Annotated in this window: 18 protein-coding genes and 1 tRNA gene; 16 read left to right on the top strand and 3 right to left on the bottom strand. The window is 67.1% G+C overall.

The window, feature by feature from the left end:
• Window positions 1–164: 164 nt before the first annotated feature.
• The 7 genes from BM115_RS09270 to BM115_RS09240 all read left to right on the top strand — a co-directional run bounded on the left by BM115_RS09270 (window position 165) and on the right by BM115_RS09240 (window position 7,038).
• Window positions 165–1,121, top strand: coding sequence for a helix-turn-helix transcriptional regulator (locus BM115_RS09270; protein WP_092292898.1), 957 nt, complete (start codon window positions 165–167; stop codon window positions 1,119–1,121).
• Window positions 1,122–1,229: 108 nt separating this feature from the next.
• Window positions 1,230–2,888, top strand: coding sequence for a 2,3-epoxybenzoyl-CoA dihydrolase (boxC, locus tag BM115_RS09265; protein WP_092292896.1), 1,659 nt, complete (start codon window positions 1,230–1,232; stop codon window positions 2,886–2,888).
• A gap of 47 nt (window positions 2,889–2,935) precedes the next feature.
• Entirely contained in the window at window positions 2,936–4,360 is a 1,425-nt protein-coding gene (boxB, locus tag BM115_RS09260; protein WP_092292894.1) for a benzoyl-CoA 2,3-epoxidase subunit BoxB, read from the top strand.
• Between the two features lie 29 nt (window positions 4,361–4,389).
• Window positions 4,390–5,658, top strand: coding sequence for a benzoyl-CoA 2,3-epoxidase subunit BoxA (gene boxA / locus BM115_RS09255; protein WP_092292892.1), 1,269 nt, complete (start codon window positions 4,390–4,392; stop codon window positions 5,656–5,658).
• A 78-nt stretch (window positions 5,659–5,736) separates the two neighbouring features.
• Complete coding sequence (locus tag BM115_RS09250; RefSeq protein WP_092292890.1) at window positions 5,737–6,126, top strand: MbcA/ParS/Xre antitoxin family protein; 390 nt, start codon at window positions 5,737–5,739, stop codon at window positions 6,124–6,126.
• The gene (locus tag BM115_RS09245) at window positions 6,086–6,835 is read left to right on the top strand and encodes an RES family NAD+ phosphorylase (protein ID WP_177219879.1); all 750 of its coding nucleotides are present in this window, start codon (window positions 6,086–6,088) and stop codon (window positions 6,833–6,835) included. Before BM115_RS09250 ends, BM115_RS09245 begins: the two co-directional genes overlap by 41 nt.
• Before the next feature lie 126 nt (window positions 6,836–6,961).
• Window positions 6,962–7,038: transfer RNA gene (locus tag BM115_RS09240), tRNA-Met, on the top strand.
• Between the two features lie 86 nt (window positions 7,039–7,124).
• On the opposite strand, the gene BM115_RS09235 is transcribed toward BM115_RS09240, so the two are convergent.
• On the bottom strand, window positions 7,125–8,756 hold the full coding sequence (locus BM115_RS09235) for a hypothetical protein (protein WP_218158023.1): 1,632 nt from the start codon (window positions 8,754–8,756) through the stop codon (window positions 7,125–7,127).
• A gap of 212 nt (window positions 8,757–8,968) precedes the next feature.
• Here BM115_RS09235 and BM115_RS09225 point away from each other — a divergent pair, with 212 nt between their 5' ends.
• From BM115_RS09225 to BM115_RS09185, 9 genes are all read left to right on the top strand, one after another.
• Window positions 8,969–9,256 carry a hypothetical protein gene (locus BM115_RS09225; protein ID WP_092445153.1) on the top strand — a complete coding sequence of 96 codons (288 nt, stop codon included), beginning with the start codon at window positions 8,969–8,971 and terminating at the stop codon, window positions 9,254–9,256.
• Between the two features lie 109 nt (window positions 9,257–9,365).
• Window positions 9,366–10,001 carry an NUDIX hydrolase gene (locus tag BM115_RS09220; RefSeq protein WP_092292882.1) on the top strand — a complete coding sequence of 212 codons (636 nt, stop codon included), beginning with the start codon at window positions 9,366–9,368 and terminating at the stop codon, window positions 9,999–10,001.
• 25 nt (window positions 10,002–10,026) lie between these two features.
• Window positions 10,027–10,764 (top strand): leucyl/phenylalanyl-tRNA--protein transferase, encoded by a 738-nt coding sequence (gene aat, locus BM115_RS09215; protein ID WP_092292880.1) that lies wholly within the window; start codon window positions 10,027–10,029, stop codon window positions 10,762–10,764.
• Window positions 10,765–10,837: 73 nt separating this feature from the next.
• Window positions 10,838–11,350, top strand: coding sequence for a MuF-C-terminal domain-containing protein (locus tag BM115_RS09210; RefSeq protein ID WP_092292878.1), 513 nt, complete (start codon window positions 10,838–10,840; stop codon window positions 11,348–11,350).
• Between the two features lie 202 nt (window positions 11,351–11,552).
• Complete coding sequence (locus tag BM115_RS09205) at window positions 11,553–12,356, top strand: arginyltransferase (RefSeq protein ID WP_092292876.1); 804 nt, start codon at window positions 11,553–11,555, stop codon at window positions 12,354–12,356.
• A 68-nt stretch (window positions 12,357–12,424) separates the two neighbouring features.
• Window positions 12,425–13,471 (top strand): quinone-dependent dihydroorotate dehydrogenase, encoded by a 1,047-nt coding sequence (locus BM115_RS09200; protein ID WP_092292874.1) that lies wholly within the window; start codon window positions 12,425–12,427, stop codon window positions 13,469–13,471.
• A gap of 189 nt (window positions 13,472–13,660) precedes the next feature.
• Window positions 13,661–14,644: an ABC transporter substrate-binding protein gene (locus tag BM115_RS09195; RefSeq protein WP_092292871.1), complete on the top strand. Its 984-nt coding sequence runs from the start codon at window positions 13,661–13,663 to the stop codon at window positions 14,642–14,644.
• Window positions 14,645–14,804: 160 nt separating this feature from the next.
• Window positions 14,805–15,701, top strand: a complete 897-nt coding sequence (locus BM115_RS09190) for an ABC transporter permease (RefSeq protein WP_092292869.1) — start codon at window positions 14,805–14,807, stop codon at window positions 15,699–15,701.
• Window position 15,702: 1 nt separating this feature from the next.
• Window positions 15,703–16,497 carry an ABC transporter ATP-binding protein gene (locus tag BM115_RS09185; protein WP_092292867.1) on the top strand — a complete coding sequence of 265 codons (795 nt, stop codon included), beginning with the start codon at window positions 15,703–15,705 and terminating at the stop codon, window positions 16,495–16,497.
• A 67-nt stretch (window positions 16,498–16,564) separates the two neighbouring features.
• Here BM115_RS09185 and BM115_RS09180 read toward each other — a convergent pair whose 3' ends face one another.
• Both BM115_RS09180 and BM115_RS09175 read right to left on the bottom strand, forming a co-directional pair.
• Window positions 16,565–16,840 carry a hypothetical protein gene (locus tag BM115_RS09180; RefSeq protein WP_092292865.1) on the bottom strand — a complete coding sequence of 92 codons (276 nt, stop codon included), beginning with the start codon at window positions 16,838–16,840 and terminating at the stop codon, window positions 16,565–16,567.
• Window positions 16,837–18,249, bottom strand: coding sequence for a LutB/LldF family L-lactate oxidation iron-sulfur protein (locus BM115_RS09175; RefSeq protein ID WP_092292863.1), 1,413 nt, complete (start codon window positions 18,247–18,249; stop codon window positions 16,837–16,839). Before BM115_RS09175 ends, BM115_RS09180 begins: the two co-directional genes overlap by 4 nt.
• Window positions 18,250–18,252 lie beyond the last annotated feature (3 nt).

The following is an 18,252-nucleotide window of genomic DNA, read 5'->3' as shown; positions in this document are numbered from 1 at the left end:
CTCGTGACCGGCAGTCTTTGCCGCCGATGTCGATGCATTTTATTTCACATCGACTATTATGCAAGCGAGGGTATGCACTATATAACAGTATGCAGCACCCGCCGACCAGCACTTTGTCGCACGTATAATGCCGCCCTGGCTGGCCTCATCCCGAACTTTTTCCCATGCGTCGCGACCCCGAACCGTCACTGAATGCCGAAGCGAATGCCGACAACCGGACCGCGGAGCGCGATCCCTATCTGACGCACCTCGGGGAGCGCATCCGCTCGCTGCGCGCGGCGCGCGGCATGTCCCGCAAGGACCTCGCGCGTGGCGCGGGGGTGTCCGAACGCTACCTCGCCAATCTGGAAACCGGCACCGGCAACGCCTCGGTACTGCTGCTGCGCCACGTGGCCGGCGCGCTGGACGTGCCGCTGCCCGTGGTCCTGGCTGAGGTGGATGGCCACGCCGATCCGGCGGGCGGCGCGGAGCAGCCCGGCAGCCAGCGCGCCGCCGAGTTCTCGCAGCTCGTGCAATGGCTGGCGCAACTGCCTGCCGGCGACCTCGCCCGCGTGCGCGAAGCGGCCCGCCACGCCTTGTCCCCGGCGGAATCGCGCGATGCGCGGCATCGCCGCATCGCGTTGATCGGCCTGCGCGGCGCCGGCAAATCCACGCTGGGCCGGGCGCTGGCGGCGGCCGAGGGCATCCCCTTCGTCGAACTGAACACAGCGATCGAGCAGGAAGCCGGCGCGAGCCTCTCCGAAATCCACTCGCTCTACGGCCAGGCCGCCTACCGTCGCTACGAAATGCGCGCGCTGGAGCGTGTGCTGCGCGAGCACGACACGATGGTGCTGGCTACGCCGGGCAGCCTGGTCTCCGAGCCGGCCACCTTCAACCTGCTGCTGGCGCGCTGCTACACGGTCTGGGTGCGCACCTCGCCCGAGGAACATATGGCGCGCGTGGTGGCGCAGGGCGATATGCGGCCGATGGAAGGCAACCGCGAGGCCATGACCGACCTGCGCCGCATCCTCCAGGCGCGCACGCCGCTCTACTCGCGCGCCGATGTGTCGATCGACACCAGCGGCCAGGACGCCAACAGCTCACTTCAGGCCCTGCGCGCGCAGATGCCCGCTATCGGCTGAACGTCGACAAGCCAGCCGGTCTGCATCGGGCCTTGCATCGCCTCCGTCGATGCACTATATTTCATCTCAAAGATGAAGGCACTATAGTGCATCAAGGAGACACGCCCCATGTCGGTCCCGGCCCCCGTTACGTTTGCGCGCCATCCGTCCCAGTATCGCCACTGGCTGCTGACCTTCGACGGTCCCGTCGCCACACTGTCCATGAACGTGGACGAGGAAGGTGGCCTGCGGCCCGGCTACGCGCTGAAGCTGAATTCCTACGATCTTGGCGTCGATATCGAACTGCACGACGCCCTGCAGCGCATCCGCTTCGAGCATCCCGAAGTGCGCACCGTGGTGCTGACCAGCGCCCGCGACCGCATTTTCTGCTCGGGCGCCAATATCTTCATGCTCGGCAAGTCCAGCCACGCCTGGAAGGTGAACTTCTGCAAGTTCACCAACGAGACGCGCAACGGCATCGAGGATGCCAGCCGCCATTCCGGCATCAAGTTCATCGCCGCCTGCAACGGCACCACGGCCGGCGGCGGGTACGAACTGGCGCTGGCCTGCGACGAAATCCTGCTGGTGGATGACCGCTCCTCCGCGGTCAGCCTGCCCGAAGTACCGCTGCTGGGCGTGCTGCCCGGCACCGGCGGCCTGACGCGCGTGACCGACAAGCGCCGCGTGCGCCGCGACCACGCCGACATCTTTTGCCTGACCACCGAGGGCGTGCGCGGCCAGCGCGCCAAGGACTGGAAGCTGGTGGACGATGTCGTCAAACCCGCGCGCTTCGCCGAACACGTGCGCGAGCGGGCGCAGGCGCTGGCCGCCCAGAGCGACCGCCCCGCCGACGCCAAGGGCGTGACGCTGACGCCCCTCGACCGACAAGACAACGCCGATGGCTACCGCTACGACACCGTGCGCGTGGAAATCGACACCACGGCGCGCCGCGCCACGCTGACGGTCTCGGCACCCGCCGCCGACCAGCCGCGCGACCTCGACGCCATCCTGGCCGCCGGCGCCCAGTGGTGGCCGCTCAAGATGGCGCGCGAACTCGATGACGCCATCCTCACGCTGCGCACCAATCATCTCGACATCGGCATGTGGATCCTCAAGACCGAGGGCGATGCGGCCGAGGTGCTGGCCGCCGATACGCTGATGGAGGCCCACGCCAGCCACTGGTTCGTGCGCGAGACCATCGGCATGCTGCGCCGGACGCTGGCGCGGCTGGACGTCTCGTCGCGCAGCCTGTTCGCGCTGATCGAGCCGACCTCCTGCTTCGCCGGCACGCTGCTCGAACTGGCGCTGGCCGCCGACCGCAGCTACATGCTCCAACTGCCGGATGATCCCGACACCGCCCCGCGCCTGGTCGCCCATGACGCCAATTTCGGGCGATATCCGATGCCGAACGGCCTCTCGCGGCTCGCCGCGCGCTTCTATGAAGACACCGCCGCCATCGAGGCCGTGAGCGCTCAAGTCGGCCAGCCGCTGGACGGCGCGCAGGCCGAGGCGCTGGGGCTGGTGACGGCCACGCCGGACGACATCGACTGGGAAGACGAGATCCGCATCGCGCTGGAGGAACGCGCGAGCCTCTCCCCCGACGCCCTCACCGGCCTGGAAGCCAACCTGCGCTTCGGCCCGCGCGAGACCATGGAAACACGCATCTTCGGCCGGCTCACCGCCTGGCAGAACTGGATCTTCAATCGACCCAACGCCGTGGGCGAGCAAGGCGCGCTCAAGGTATTCGGCACCGGCAACAAGGCACGCTTCGACTGGGACCGGGTCTGACCGCCCCCTTCGACCGAACGACAACCAGACCCAAGGAGACCCCGGCCATGAGCATCGACTACAGCCAGAAGATTCCGAACAACGTGAACCTCTCCGATGACCGCGCCCTGCAGCGCGCGCTGGAGCACTGGCAGCCCGCCTTCCTCGACTGGTGGCGCGACATGGGCCCCGATGGCTCGCACAATTACGATGTCTACCTGCGCACGGCGGTCTCGGTGGACCCGTCCGGCTGGGCTCACTTCGACCATGTGAAGATGCCCGACTACCGCTGGGGCATCTTCCTGCAACCGGCGGACGCCGAGCGCAAGATCCACTTCGGCGAGCACAAGGGGCAGGCCGCGTGGCAGGAGGTGCCGGGCGAACACCGCGCCAATCTGCGCCGCATCATCGTCACGCAGGGCGATACCGAGCCGGCGTCCGTGGAGCAGCAGCGCCACCTGGGCCTGACCGCGCCGTCGCTCTATGACCTGCGCAACCTGTTCCAGGTCAATGTGGAGGAAGGCCGCCACCTCTGGGCGATGGTCTACCTGCTGCACCGCCACTTCGGCCGCGACGGCCGCGAGGAAGCCGAGGCGCTGCTGGGCCGCCGCTCGGGCGACGAGGACAATCCGCGCATCCTGGGCGCCTTCAACGAGCGCACGCCGGACTGGCTCGCCTTCTTCATGTTCACCTATTTCACGGACCGCGACGGCAAATTCCAGCTCTGCGCGCTGGCCGAGTCCGGCTTCGACCCGCTGGCGCGCACCACGCGCTTCATGCTGACCGAGGAAGCCCATCACATGTTCGTGGGCGAAAGCGGCGTCTCGCGCGTGATCCAGCGTACCTGCGAGGTCATGCGCGAGCGCGACATCCAGGACCCGGCCGACGTGCGCGCCGCCGGCGTGATCGACCTGGAGACCATCCAGCGCTACCTGAACTTCCACTACAGCGTGACGATCGACCTGTTCGGCGCCGACCAGTCCTCCAACGCGGCCACCTTCTACAGCGCCGGGCTGAAGGGCCGCTTCGAGGAAGGCAAGCGCGGCGACGACCACGTGCTCAAGGGCGACGTGTACCGGATCCTCGACGTGCGCGACGGCAAGCTGGCCGAGCGCGAGGTGCCGATGCTCAACGCCCTGAACGAGGTGCTGCGCGACGACTACATCAAGGATTCGGTCGGCGGCGTGGCGCGCTGGAACAAGGTGATCGAGAAGGCCGGCATTCCGTTCCGGCTGACCGTGCCGCACAAGGCGTTCAACCGCAAGATCGGCACCTTCGCCAATGTGCATGTCTCGCCGACCGGCGAGGTGCTGAGCGAAGCCGCCTGGCAGGCCAACGCGGACACCTGGCTGGCCACCGACGCGGACCGCGCCTTCGTGGCCTCGCTGATGGGCCGCGTGGTGGAGCCGGGCCGCTACGCCAACTGGATCGCCCCGCCGGCGGTGGGCGTGAACCGCCAGCCGGTGGATTTCGAATACGTCCGTTTCAACTAGATCGCTGAATCACTGGATAAGAGGCCGACATGGGCGCCCCCGACATCATCAAGCAGCACCTGATCGATCCGGAAATCTGCATTCGCTGCAACACCTGCGAAGACACCTGCCCGATCGACGCCATCACCCACGACGACCGCAACTACGTGGTCAAGGCCGAGGTTTGCAACGGCTGCAACGCGTGCCTGTCGCCCTGCCCCACGGGCGCCATCGACAACTGGCGCACGATGCTGCGCGGCGAGGCCTATCCGATCGACGCCCAACTGCTCTGGGACGAGCTGCCAGCCCAGGTGCCGCTGCCCGAGGCCGAGATCGACGCGGCGACGTCCGCCACCGCCACGGCCGCCGAGGCCCTGGCCCAGGCCGCCGCCGGCACTGGCAAGGCGCCCGCCACCGACGTGCAGGCCGTGGAAACCAGCCGGCATACCTCGCCCAAGGCGCCATGGTCGGCCGCGCATCCCTATGTCAACCTGCACGGCGTGCGCGCGCCGGTGTCGGCCACGGTGGCCGGCAACTATCGGCTGACGGCCGAAGAGGCGTCGAGCGACATCCATCACATCGTGCTCGACTTCGGCAACCAGTTCTTCCCGGTGCTGGAGGGGCAGGCCATCGGCATCGTGCCGCCCGGCACCGATGCGTCGGGCAAGCCGCACTACATCCGCATGTACTCGGTGGCCAGCCCGCGCGACGGCGAGCGCCCCGGCTACAACAACCTCGCGCTGACCGTGAAGCGCGTGAACCAGGACCACGACGGGCAGCCGGTACGCGGCGTGGCGTCGAACTTCCTGTGCGACCTGGCCAAGGGCGACACGGTGCAGGTCGTCGGCCCCTTCGGTAGTACTTTCCTGATGCCCAACCATCGCGAGGCCAGCGTGATGATGATCTGCACGGGCACCGGCTCCGCACCGATGCGGGCGATGACCGAGCGGATGCGTCGCAATATGGCGAGTTTCGATGGGCGCCGCCTGCTGTTCTTCGGCGCGCGCAACCAGCGTGAACTGCCCTATTTCGGCCCGCTGCTGAAGCTGCCCAAGGACTTCCTCGACATTCACTTCGCCTTCTCGCGCGATGCCGAGATGCCGCGCCGCTATGTGCAGGATGCGATCCGCGAAGCCAGCCCGCAGGTGGCCGCGCTGCTTGCCGACCCCCATGGCCATGTGTACATCTGCGGCCTGAAGGGGATGGAGGAAGGCGTGCTGGCCGCCTTCGGCGAGGTCTGCGCGGCGGCGGGCCAGTCCTGGACGGACCTGGAGGCCACGCTGCGCGCGGAGGGACGGCTCCACATTGAGACGTATTAGGCACTTTACAGCCTATGTCACGGCCTTTCCTTCTGAAATACACCGCCTATAATGTTTCCCAAGAAAGGAGCAAAGGCGATGCAATCTCATCAGATTCCGGACACCGAGCCCGCCGGCGGCGTGAACCCCGGCGCCACGCTCACCAAGGCCGTGATGCGCGCGGCCGGCTTTCTTGGCATCAGCCAGGCCATCGTGGCCAGCGTGCTGGGCATCAGCACGGCGTCGGTCTCGCGCATGGCGTCCGGCGGCTATGTGCTCGATGCGCACCGCAAGGAGTGGGAGTTCGGCGTGCTGTTCGTGCGCCTGTTCCGCTCGCTCGATGCCATCCTCGGCCACGACGAGCAGGCGCGGCTGTGGCTCACCCATGACAACCTCTCGCTTGGCGGCAAGCCGCTCGAGCTGATTCGCACGACTGAAGGGCTCGTACGTGTCGTTCACTACCTGGACGCCACCCGCGGTCGCATCTGAGCGCAAGCCGTTCGCGCTCAAACTGTGGCGGGCGGTGGAGGCCCAGCATGTGGTCTCGACCATGCCCCTGGTGGACAGCCTCGAGGAACAGGCCGTGCTCGAAGCCGTGCTCGACGCCGGCAAACCCGCAGTACCCCCCGACGCGCGCCACCTCCACTATCTGATCTTCACGCCCTTCCGATATCCCCCCTCGCCCTGGGGCTCGCGCTTTCGCGGCGGACAGGACCCGGGCGTGTTCTATGGCGCCGACGCCATTCGCACAGCCTGTGCCGAACTGGGCTACTGGCGCTGGCGCTTTCTGCTCGACAGCCCCGCGCTGCCCCGCATCGACGCCCGCGCGCAGACGCTGTTCCAGGTCAGCGTGAAGACCGACGGCGTGGCGCTGGACGCCGCCCCGTTCCACGATGACCCGCGCTGGACCGATCCCGACGACCACGCGCCCTGCCAGGACTTCGGCCGTCTGGCGCGAGAAGCCGGGCTGGGCCTGATCCGCTACACCTCCGTGCGCGACCCCGAGCGCGGCCCGTGCGCAGCGGTGCTGACGCCACGCGCGTTCGACCAGCCGAACCCGCTCGCCACCACCACGTGGATGCTGACCGTGCGCCCCGACCGCGTGATCTGGCAACGCGACGACCTGCAGCAGCGCGACAGCTTCGAGTTCGAAGCGACGCTGTGGCAGCGCACAACCGAAACCCCGAAATCGACCTGAACCACGGACCCCTTCGCGTGCTCTAACGGGAAGATGGGTGCCGGTTGCACGGCACTCATCAGAAGCGAGAGGCAAAGGTGTTGCATTGCGCAAACGGTTGTCATATACTCTCAGCTCTTCGACGGACGCGGGGTGGAGCAGTCTGGCAGCTCGTCGGGCTCATAACCCGAAGGTCGCAGGTTCAAATCCTGCCCCCGCAACCAACCGCCGGAACGAATACGCAGCAGAACACGCTGCAACAAGAAAACCCGCCCAATCAGGCGGGTTTTTTGTTTTCCGGCCGCCGTCCTTACTTGGCGGTCGCTTGGTACTTCACACGCGTCGGGCCGCCGATGCTGTTGAACAGCAGGTCGCCATTCGGCAAGGACTGGATCAGTGCATAGGCGCCGTTACCCAGATTGTCCTGACCGAAGATCGAGCGATGGACTGTCTTGCCGGTTTCCCAGTCCATGCCAGTCACTTCCCAGCCGTCCGCCTTGGTATAGCCGTTCACGAACACGATCCGCGACGGACCGCTCACGGTCGGCACCATGCTCGTGGACACCACATCGTTGCGCGTCCACACCGAGCGCCACGCCTTGGTCTTCGTATCCCACTCGAAGCGCTCCGCGCCCGCCGCCGGCGTCAGCGCCGGGCCGCCCGCAAGCACATCGACCAGTCGATCCGCCACACCCTTCGGCCGGATGTTGTTCACGACGAACGCGCCATAGCCCAGCGCCACCACCGATTGCTCGGACTGGACGTAGGGCGTGCTGCCGGGCAGCCCGCAGGTGACCTGAATCTGATCGGCGATGCGGTTCGACTTCGTGCCGGGCCGCTGCGTGAAGCCGGCCGGGATCTCGTCGCGCCAGAAGGCCACCAGCTTCATGCGGTCAGAGCCGTCGGTGATGACCACCAGCTTGTCCGCATCGTCGCCGAAGCCCATCAGGGTCGGCGTGGAGCCCGTGCCATTGCCGAACTTCACGCTGGGCATCGGCGTCTGGCCCGAGTCATAGGCCGATTCCCAGGCGCCGTGCGCGGCATCGCGGGAGAGCGTCTTCCCGGTCCACACAAGCTTGCGCATCACCTTGTCGGAGGCGATATAGATGCCGTTCTTCTCGTCGACCGCCATCGCGTTGGAGACGATCTCGCCTTCCGGGAACTGGAACGCATCGCCGACGGGCTTGAAGTCGCGGTCGAGCACGCGGATGGACTGCGCGGCGCCCACCACCAGATGGCCGTCATATGTCATGTTCAGCATCACGCCGCCGGCATTCTCCACCGCCGTCAGGCGATCCTTGAGATCGATCGTCCGCAATAGCTTGATGCCCGCTTCCGGGCGCTTCGGATCGACCAGTCCATAGGCGCGGACCGCGGAGCGATTGGTCGCATACAGCACGCCATCCTTGCCGGACACCACATAGATATTGGCGCTGATCCGTTTGCGGTCGAGCGCCAGGTCGGTCTTGACCGCCTTCTCCACGCGCGCGACATCGTCCAGCGGTTCGGCGAGGATCTTGTCGAGCAGGCCGGCGGGCAGCGGCCTCGCGTCTGGATCGGGCAGCCTGGCCACCTCGCGCCAGCCGCCATCGCTGACATCCACATAGGAAACCCCGCCCGACGAGGCCGCCCACATATAGCGCGGCGACGGCGTGGCCAGGGTCATGATGCTGATCGGCCCGGCCTGCACGCGTGGGGCCTTGCGCAGATCGACATGGAAGGTGCCGCGCGGGAGCGCGTAAGGCATCACATCGGTCTGAGCGGGGTCGAAATGGGTCACCGCGTACGCCTCTGCAGCGAGGAAGGGATTGGGCCGGGGCTTGCTGCGGGTGGCGGCATTCTCCTTCGCCGCCGTCACGGCCATGGCGGGGATGCTCGTCCCCACGAACATGGCCAGGGCCAGGGCGGTTGCGCTCAACCGCACCACGTGTCTTGTTCTCATCTTTCTGCTCCGCGTTGGAAAGGAGCGGCCGATGGTAGGCATCGCGGTCCGTTCAGGCGAGGTCGCAGGGGGCGTAATCGCCACAGAGTTGATGTCGATCATGTTCATGGCGCCGAGGATGCACCTTGCATCACATCGCCAGGTCAATCCATGGCGGCGGACGCCCGAGGTCCGTAGGGTGCTTCTCACACGCAACGGAAGGAGAACCCAACATGACCATGCGTAGCGCGAAATCGATGGCGATCTGGGCGGCGGCTTGCACGGCGGCCTGTGCCACGCTGGCGGGCGGCGCGGCCCTCGCCGAAACCTCGGCCAAGCCGGCGGCCCAGAAGCCGGCACACGGCGCCAAGGGCCACCGCAACGACCGGCCCGCGCCGGTCAACCTGCCGGACCCCAGGAAGGGCAAGGCGGACATCGTGCCGCCAGACCGCCCCGAGGACTGGGTGCCGACCGCCAGCCCGGGCGCGACGGGGGGCGCGAAGGCAACTCAGCGCAAGTAGCCACCTCCCTCCGAGGCAGCGCGATGTGCGCCCCAGGAGCGCACATCGCGCCCGCAGCGGCCGGGCGGCGCGGTGATACACTTGGCGCCATTCCTCCCGGACGCCCCTCATGAAATTCTGCTCGAACTGTGGTCATGCGGTTGTCCTGCGCGTACCCGAAGGCGACAATCGCCCGCGCAGCGTATGCGACGGCTGCGGCACCATCCACTATGTCAATCCCCGCAACGTCGTGGGCACGATCCCCGTCTGGGAAGACAAGATCCTGATCTGCAAGCGCGCCATCGAGCCCCGCTACGGGTTCTGGACGCTGCCGGCCGGCTTCATGGAGATTGCCGAGACCACGGCCCAGGCCGCCTCGCGCGAGACCCTCGAGGAAGCCGGCGCCCGCGTGGAAGTGGGCGAACTGTTCTCGATTCTCAACGTGCCGCACGTGCACCAGGTGCACCTGTTCTACCTGGCGACGCTGCAGGACCTGGACATCGCCCCGGGCGAGGAAAGCCTCGAGGTCAAGCTGGTCGATGAAGCCGATGTGCCCTGGGACGACCTGGCCTTCCCCACCGTCATCCACACGCTGCGCTGCTTCTTCGCCGACCGCGCGGCGGGCCGGATCGCCGATGGCAGCTTCCGGCTGCACAGCCTGGACATCGACAAGCCGATGCGGCCGCTGACCAGCCGTGCCACGCCGCTGCCGGCGACCGAGGTGTCACCGGCCACGTCGCCCGCCACACCGCCCGTTACCCCCTGAACGCGGGCAACGCCCTGCCCGCCCCATGATCACCTGGCTGGACCCACAGGACCCGTTTCCGCCTGTCGAGCGGGCGCTCGGCCCGGCCAGCGATGCGCCCGGCCTGCTCGCCGCCAGTCGCGAACTCTCGCCGCAGCGGCTGCTGCTGGCCTACCGGCAAGGCATCTTCCCCTGGTATTCCGAAGGACAGCCGGTGCTCTGGTGGAGCACCGACCCGCGCATGGTGCTGGCTCCGCAGGCGCTCAAGGTCTCGGCCACCCTGCGCAAGACGCTGCGCCGCACCCTGCGTGACCCGGACTGGGAAATCCGCGTTGACGACGATTTCATCGCCGTGATGCGCACCTGCGCCATGACCGCGCGCGACGGCCAGTTCGGCACGTGGATCACCGACGACATCGTCAACGCCTACGGCGCCCTGCACCGCGCCGGCCGCGCCCACTCCGTGGAAAGCTGGTACCAGGGCGAGCGTGTGGGCGGCCTCTACGGCGTGGCGCTGGGCCGCATGTTCTATGGCGAGTCGATGTTCGCGCAGCGCACGGACGCCTCCAAGATCGCCCTGGCCGCACTCTGTGCCTTCCTCGACCAGCACGGCGTGACGATGATCGACTGCCAGCAGGAAACTGACCACCTGGCCTCCCTCGGCGCCAGCCCGATCCCGCGCGCGGACTTCGTCGCCCACGTCCGGGCCGCCACCGCCCAGCCCGACATCGCGCCGTGGCAGTTTGACAAGTCGGTACTGGCGCGCTGGGCGCCAGCTATTTGACGCAGCGCAAATCCGCCTGAAGGCAGGTGGGCAGACACTCGCTACTTCGCGTGTCTTGCCGTTCACCTGCCGGATGAAAGACCCCAATTACGATCTCGTTCTCAAGACCACCTGTGCCACGCTGCTGACCGACAAGGCCAACACGGTAATGGGGCTCGCCATCCGGCTCGGCAACACGCCGCGCCGCTATCTGGAGCTTGGCTTCCCGGACCTTCCGCTGGCCGTGAAGGTCGCCAATGTCGAGAAAATGCTGTTCCGGCACAACGTGCCGCGGCGATTTCTGGAAGGGATATATGGCACCCTGCTGGCACCCAAGGCGATCTTCAGGTCACACACCCGTCCGCATGATGTGAACGCGGTAGTGCTGTCCTTCGACACCATTCATCTGGGCCCGCTCGTTGCCATCCTGCATGCGGACAAGCAAATCGGCCGCGCCCGTTGCAACGAGCTCGCGAGCATCTATGCGAAGGAAGACAGGGATTTCGAGCGCGTGTGGCGCGCGAAGGGGCTACTGCTTTGGGAGGGGGCCAGCGAACGTGGCGACATGCCCACCATGACGGTGGCGCACAAAAGAAAAACCGCCTGAGAGACACGACTGTCCGGCTCTGATTGCCATAAGTGGGACGCCTCTCAAGCGGTGTGGCCAGTATATGACCTTCGCCCCATCATTGCAACGCCAGCGGATCTGCACCGCGTTGCACACGCCGCCCGGCTTGCTCTGATAGACTGCCAGACAGGATGCTGCCACGCGGTGTCCGCCGCCTCCGTCTTTTTGTCATGAGCGAGCCATGAGCAAGCTGAAGGAACTTCCGCTCTCCGCGTTGCAGTTTTACGCAACGGCGCCCTACGCTTGCAGCTATCTCGATGGCCGCATGGCGCGCTCGCAGGTGGCCACGCCCGCGCACCTGATCAATGCCGATGTCTACTCCCGGCTGGTGCGCGCCGGCTTCCGCCGCAGCGGCATCTTCACCTATCGCCCCTATTGCGACGAATGCCGCGCCTGCACGCCGTGCCGCGTGCTGGTGGACCAGTTCCGTCCGGACCGCAGCCAGCGCCGCGCCTGGCGCCAGCACGAGAACCTGCAGGCGCTGGTGGCGCCGCTGACCTACGTCGAGGAGCATTACGCGCTGTATTTGCTCTATCAGTCGATGCGCCACGCAGGCGGCGGCATGGATCAGGACAGCCGGGACCAGTACGAGCAGTTCCTGCTGCAAAGCCGCGTGAACTCGCGGCTGGTGGAGTTCCGCGAACCGCCGGGCTCGCCCGAGGCGGGCCGCCTGCGCATGGTCAGCATGATCGATGTGCTCGATGACGGCCTGTCGTCGGTCTACACCTTCTATGACCCGATGGCCGTCGGCGCGAGCTACGGCACCTACAACATCCTCTGGCAGATCAACCAGACCCGCGAGCTGGGCCTGCCGCACCTCTACCTGGGTTACTGGATCGCCGACAGCCGCAAGATGGCCTACAAGGCGCGCTTCCGGCCGCTCCAGGTGCTCACGGGCAACCAGTGGCATCCGTTCGACGACGAGGCCACCGCGCCCGTCACCACGTCAGCCGCCCCACCCCAACCGGGGCCCGCCCAGGAGTAGCGCCTGCCGCACGCTACAATGCCGCCCTGGTACCGACTTCGCGCCGGCCCCGGCCGCGCCCCCTCCCCGTGCTCAACGCGCTCTATCCCCTGTTTCGCCCCGCCCTGTTCTCCATGGATGCGGAGGATGCCCACCATTTCACGCTGAACAACCTCATGCGCGCGCAGCGCATGGGCCTGGCCGGCTGCCTTGGCAACACCATCGCCGCCGATCCGCGCACCGTCATGGGCGTGCGCTTCCCGAACCCCGTGGGGCTGGCGGCCGGTCTCGACAAGGATGGCGCGTACATCGACGGCCTTGCCGCGTTCGGCTTCGGTTTTATCGAGGTGGGCACGGTCACGCCGCGCGCGCAGCCCGGCAACCCGCGTCCGCGCATGTTCCGGCTGCCGCAGGCCGATGCGCTGATCAACCGCATGGGCTTCAACAATGGCGGCGTGGATGCCTTCGTGGCCAACGTCCAGGCGTCGCGCTGGAAGGCCGAGGGTGGCGTGCTGGGTCTCAATATCGGCAAGAACGCCGATACGCCGATCGAGCGCGCGGCTGACGACTACCTCTACTGCCTCGAGCGCGTCTATCCGCACGCGAGCTATGTGACGGTGAACATCTCGTCGCCGAATACCAAGAACCTGCGCCAGTTGCAGGGCGCCAGCGAGCTGGACAGCCTGCTCTCCACGCTGAAGACCGCCCAGCAGCGCCTGGCCGAGCAGCACAAGCGCTACGTGCCGTTGGCCCTGAAGATTGCCCCGGACCTCGACGACGACCAGATCGGCAATATCGGCGATGCGCTCGTGCGGCACGGCATCGACGGGGTGATTGCCACCAACACCACGATTTCGCGCGAGGCGGTCCAGGGCCTGCCCCATGCCGAGGAAGCGGGCGGCCTCTCGGGACGTCCGGTCTTCGAATCCTCCACCCGCGTGGTGCGCGCCCTGCGCGCCGTGGTGGGCGATGCCCTGCCGATCGTCGGCGTGGGTGGCATCTTCAGCGGCGCCGAGGCGCGCGCGAAGATCGATGCCGGCGCGCAGTTGGTCCAGGTCTACAGCGGCCTGATCTATCGCGGCCCCTCTCTGGTGCGTGACTGTGCCGCCGCGTTGCGCCACCCCGTTGCCGGCTGAGGATGCTGCACCGCAACACATTCTCGATAATCGGCTTTCTGGCGCAATAATTTGCGGCACGCCTTGTCCCCCGAGGCGTTTAACAGCAGGATATGGCCGACCGGTGCACTAAAAGGGAGCCGCGAGAGCCCCGAAAATGGTATCCTCGCAGGCTTCCAAAGTACCGAACCCTCGGGGGAGAACAATTACATGCAGCGTCTTCAGTCGCGCCTCAAGGCATCCACCCAAACGATTCTCGGCGGCGTGGTCGCCCTGTCCGTGCTGTACGGCGGCGCCGTGCAGGCCCAGACCGTGAAAGTGCTGTCGATTGTCGATCACCCGGCACTCGACGCCATCCGCGACGGCGTGCGCGCCGAACTGAAGGCTGCCGGCTACGACGCCGACAAGAACCTGAAGTGGGAATACCAGAGCGCGCAGGGCAACACCGGCACGGCCGCGCAGATCGCCCGGAAGTTCGTCGGCGACCAGCCGAACGCGATCGTGGCCATCGCCACGCCGTCCGCACAGGCCGTGGTGGCCGCCACCAAGACGGTGCCGGTGGTGTATTCGGGCGTGACGGATCCCGTGGCCGCCCAGCTGGTCAAGGGCTGGGGCGCTACTGGCACCAACGTGACCGGGGTCTCGGACAAGCTGCCGCTGGACAAGCAGGTGGCCCTGATCCAGCGCGTGGTGCCCAAGGTCAAGACCGTCGGCATGGTCTACAACCCCGGTGAAGCCAACTCGGTGGTGGTGGTCAAGGAACTGAAGGAACTGCTGGCCAAGCAGGGCCTGACGCTCAAGGAAGCCGCCGCGCCGCGTACCGTGGACATCGGCCCGGCTGCCAAGAGCCTGATCGGCAAGGTCGATGTGATCTATACGAACACCGACAACAACGTGGTCTCGGCCTACGAGGCGCTGGTGAAGGTGGCCAACGAGTCGAAGATTCCGCTGGTGGCCGCTGACACGGACAGCGTGAAGCGTGGCGCCGTGGCCGCGCTGGGCATCAACTACAGCGACCTGGGCCACCAGACCGGCAAGGTCGTCGTGCGCATCCTGAAGGGCGAGAAGCCCGGCGCGATTGCCTCGCAGACCTCGGACAACCTCGAACTGTTCGTGAATACCAGCGCCGCCGCCAAGCAAGGCGTGACGCTGGCGCCGGAACTGGTCAAGGAAGCCAAGACCGTCATCAAGTAAGACCCGCAACGGGCCGCGCCGCCCCCGAGGGGTTGCGCGGCCTGACGCTCTCCGGCCCCGGCCCGGCCTATCCGGCCGGCCGGGGCCTCCGGACCGCAGCGCACGCGCCGCCTACCCGCCGCGCGACAGCCCGGCCGGTCCCCCGCAACAGGATTTCCCCATGTCCCTCTTTTCCCTTATGGGCGCCCTGGAGATCGGCCTGATCTTCAGCCTCGTGGCCCTCGGGGTGCTGATCTCGTTCCGCATCCTCAACTTCCCCGATCTCACCGTCGATGGCAGCTTCCCGCTCGGCGGCGCCGTGGCGGCCACGCTGATCTCCGCCGGCCAGGACCCCTTCCTGGCCACGCTCGCCGCCATCGCGGCCGGCGCGGTGGCCGGCTGGATCACCGGCTGGCTCAACGTACGGCTCAAGATCATGGACCTGCTGGCCAGTATCCTGATGATGATCGCGCTGTACTCGGTCAACCTGCGCATCATGGGTCGCCCGAATGTGCCGCTGATTACCGAGCCGACCCTGTTCACGGTGCTCCAGCCCGAGTGGCTGCCCGACTACCTGCTGCGCCCGCTGGTGCTGCTGGTGGTGGTGATCGTGGCGAAGGTCGGCCTGGACTGGTTCTTCTCATCGCAACTGGGCCTGGCGATGCGCGCCACCGGTGCCAATCCGCGCATGGCGCGGTCGCAGGGCGTGCCTACGGGCCGTGCCACGCTGGCCGGCATGGCGCTCTCCAACGGGCTGGTGGCGCTGGCCGGCGCGCTGTTCGCGCAAACCCAGGGCGGGTCCGACATCTCGATGGGCATCGGCACCATCGTGATCGGCCTGGCCGCCGTGATCATCGGCGAGACCATCCTGCCGGCGCGGCGTCTGGTCTATGTGACGCTGGCCGTGGTGCTGGGCGCCATCCTGTACCGATTCTTCATCGCGCTGGCGCTGAACACGGAGTTCATTGGCCTCAAGGCGCAGGATCTGAATCTGGTGACGGCGGCGCTGGTGACGCTGGCGCTGGTGCTACCGGCGACGCGCAAGAAGCTGTTTGGCCGCAAGAACGGAGGTGCCTGAGATGTTGCGCGCACAAGTCCTGAAGCTGACCTTCAACCCCGGCACGCCGATCGAGAACCGCGCGCTGCGCGGCCTGAACCTGGAGATCCCGAGCGGCCAGTTCGTGGCCGTGATCGGCTCCAACGGCGCCGGCAAGTCCACCTTCCTGAACGCCGTCAGCGGCGACCAGATGGTGGATAGCGGCCGCATCACCATCGACGACATCGACGTGACCCGGCAGCCCGCCTGGGACCGCGCCCATCTGGTGGCCCGCGTGTTCCAGGACCCGATGGCCGGCACCTGCGAGGCGCTGACCATCGAGGAAAACATGGCGCTGGCCATGGCGCGCGGCTCGCGGCGCAGCTTCCGCCCGGCGCTGAACAAGGCGTCACGCGAGCTGTTCCGCGACAAGCTGCGGCTGCTGAACCTCGGGCTGGAGAATCGGCTGACGGACCGGATCGGCCTGCTGTCCGGCGGCCAGCGGCAGGCGGTGAGCCTGCTGATGGCGTCGCTCCAGCCGTCGCGCATCCTGCTGCTCGACGAGCACACGGCCGCGCTGGACCCGAAAACCGCCGCCTTCGTGCTGGAACTGACCGCGCGCATCGTCTCGGAAAGCAAGCTGACGACGATGATGGTGACGCACTCGATGCGCCAGGCGCTGGACTACGGTGATCGCACGGTGATGCTGCACCAGGGGCAGGTGGTGCTCGATGTGTCGGGCGACCAACGCAAGGGCCTCGACGTGCCCGACCTGCTGCGCATGTTCGAGCAGACCCGGCACGAGCAGCTGGATGACGACGCGCTGCTGCTGAGCTAAGTCGAACGGGATGGAATAACGGCCGGGGGCGCTCCCCGGCCGTTGTCGTTTACGACGCTTACGACGCTTACGACGCCTCGGCCTTGTCCAGCCAGCGTTTGAGCTGGTCCGTGACGGCCGTGCTCGAGAACGAGCAGCTATCCTGCGCGAACACCGCCGACATCTCCAGGCGGCGCAGCAACTCCTCCATCGCCTGACCGAATACCGGCGGCAGCGTCAGCGACGTGGCCGCCGCTCGCCATGCGCCGACGAGGTCCGCCACCGGCATGGTGCCGGCCACATGGCTGGCCAAAGCCTCGCGCATCGCGTTCAGCGCGCGCTGGTTGTCCTGGTGCGTACTCATGCGCGCGCCCTCCTCTCCTTGTACAACTCGCGGAAGGTCCGGCCGCTCGGCGCGGGCATGTCACGCGAGTCGGTCCAGCCCTTGCCCGCCATCGGCAGGCTGGCAATCAGCCGATTCCGGCCCCCCATCCGCGCCAGCAGACGCGCGCCCATGCGCGTGGCGAAGGCGTAGAGCGCCGGGCGGCGCGCCACATAGCCCCAGACCTGCAGCGACAGGCGCTCCTGCCACGGGCGCAGGCCGCGTTCCATCTGCTTCTCGCGCAGCTTGCGCAGCAGGTCGGACAGCGGGATCGAGGCGGGACACACTCTGTTGCACTCGCCGCAAAGTGTGGCGGCCTGCGGCAGATCGATGGCATTGGCGAGGCCGACATAACTTGGCGTCAGCACGCTGCCCATCGGTCCCGGGTAGACCCAGCCATAGGCATGGCCGCCGATCTTCTGGTACACCGGGCAGTGGTTCATGCAGGCGCCGCAGCGGATGCAGCGCAGCATCTCCTGGAATTCGCCGCCGATCAGGCCACTCCGGCCGCCATCGACGATCACGAAGTACATATGCTCGGGGCCGTCGCGCTCGCCCTCGGCGCGCGGGCCCGTCAGCAGCGAAAAGTAGTTGGAGATCGCCTGCCCGGTGGCCGAGCGCGGCAGCAGCCGCATCACCGTGGCCAGGTCCTCCAGCGTCGGCAGCACCTTCTCGATGCCGGTAACGGCCACGTGCACGCGCGGCATGACCGTGCACATGCCCTCGTTGCCCTCGTTGGTCACCACGGCCACCGAGCCGGTCTCGGCGATGATGAAGTTGCCGCCCGTCACGCCCATGTCCGCGGACAGGAACTCGGGGCGCAGCACCTCGCGCGCTTCGCGGGTCATCTGCGGGATGTCGGTCAGGCGCGGCTTGTGGTGCACCTTGGCGAACAGGTCGGCAATCTCGTCCTTGTCCTTGTGGATCACGGGCGCGATGATGTGCGACGGCGGCTCGGCATCGTTGATCTGGAGGATGTACTCGCCCAGATCGGTCTCGATGCTCTGCACGCCCATCTCGCCCAGCACCTGGTTCAGGCGCATCTCCTCGGTCACCATCGACTTGCTCTTGATGACCTTCTTCACGCCATGCTTCTGCGCGATTTCGGCCACCAGACGGGCTGCGTCGGCAGTGGTCTCGGCGAACAGCACCGTGGCGCCGCGCTTGGTCGCGTTTTCTTCAAACTTGGCGAGCCAGACGTCGAGGTTTTCCAGCGCGCGGTTGCGGCGCTCCTTGAGCGCGGCGCGCGTGGCGTCGAAGTCGATGTCGCGGATCGCATCGGCCCGCGCGGTCACGAACTTCGTCGACAGTTTCTTGAGGTTCTGCTGGAGGCGCTGGTCGGCGAGCTTCTGCCCGGCCCGCGCCTTGAATTCCATGCTGTGGACTTGCATCGT

Origin of the sequence: Cupriavidus sp. OV096, assembly GCF_900115455.1 — a bacterium.
Classification (GTDB): domain Bacteria; phylum Pseudomonadota; class Gammaproteobacteria; order Burkholderiales; family Burkholderiaceae; genus Cupriavidus.
The sequence above is the reverse complement of the archived record's forward strand: the minus strand, read 5'-3'. Positions and strand labels throughout refer to the sequence as shown.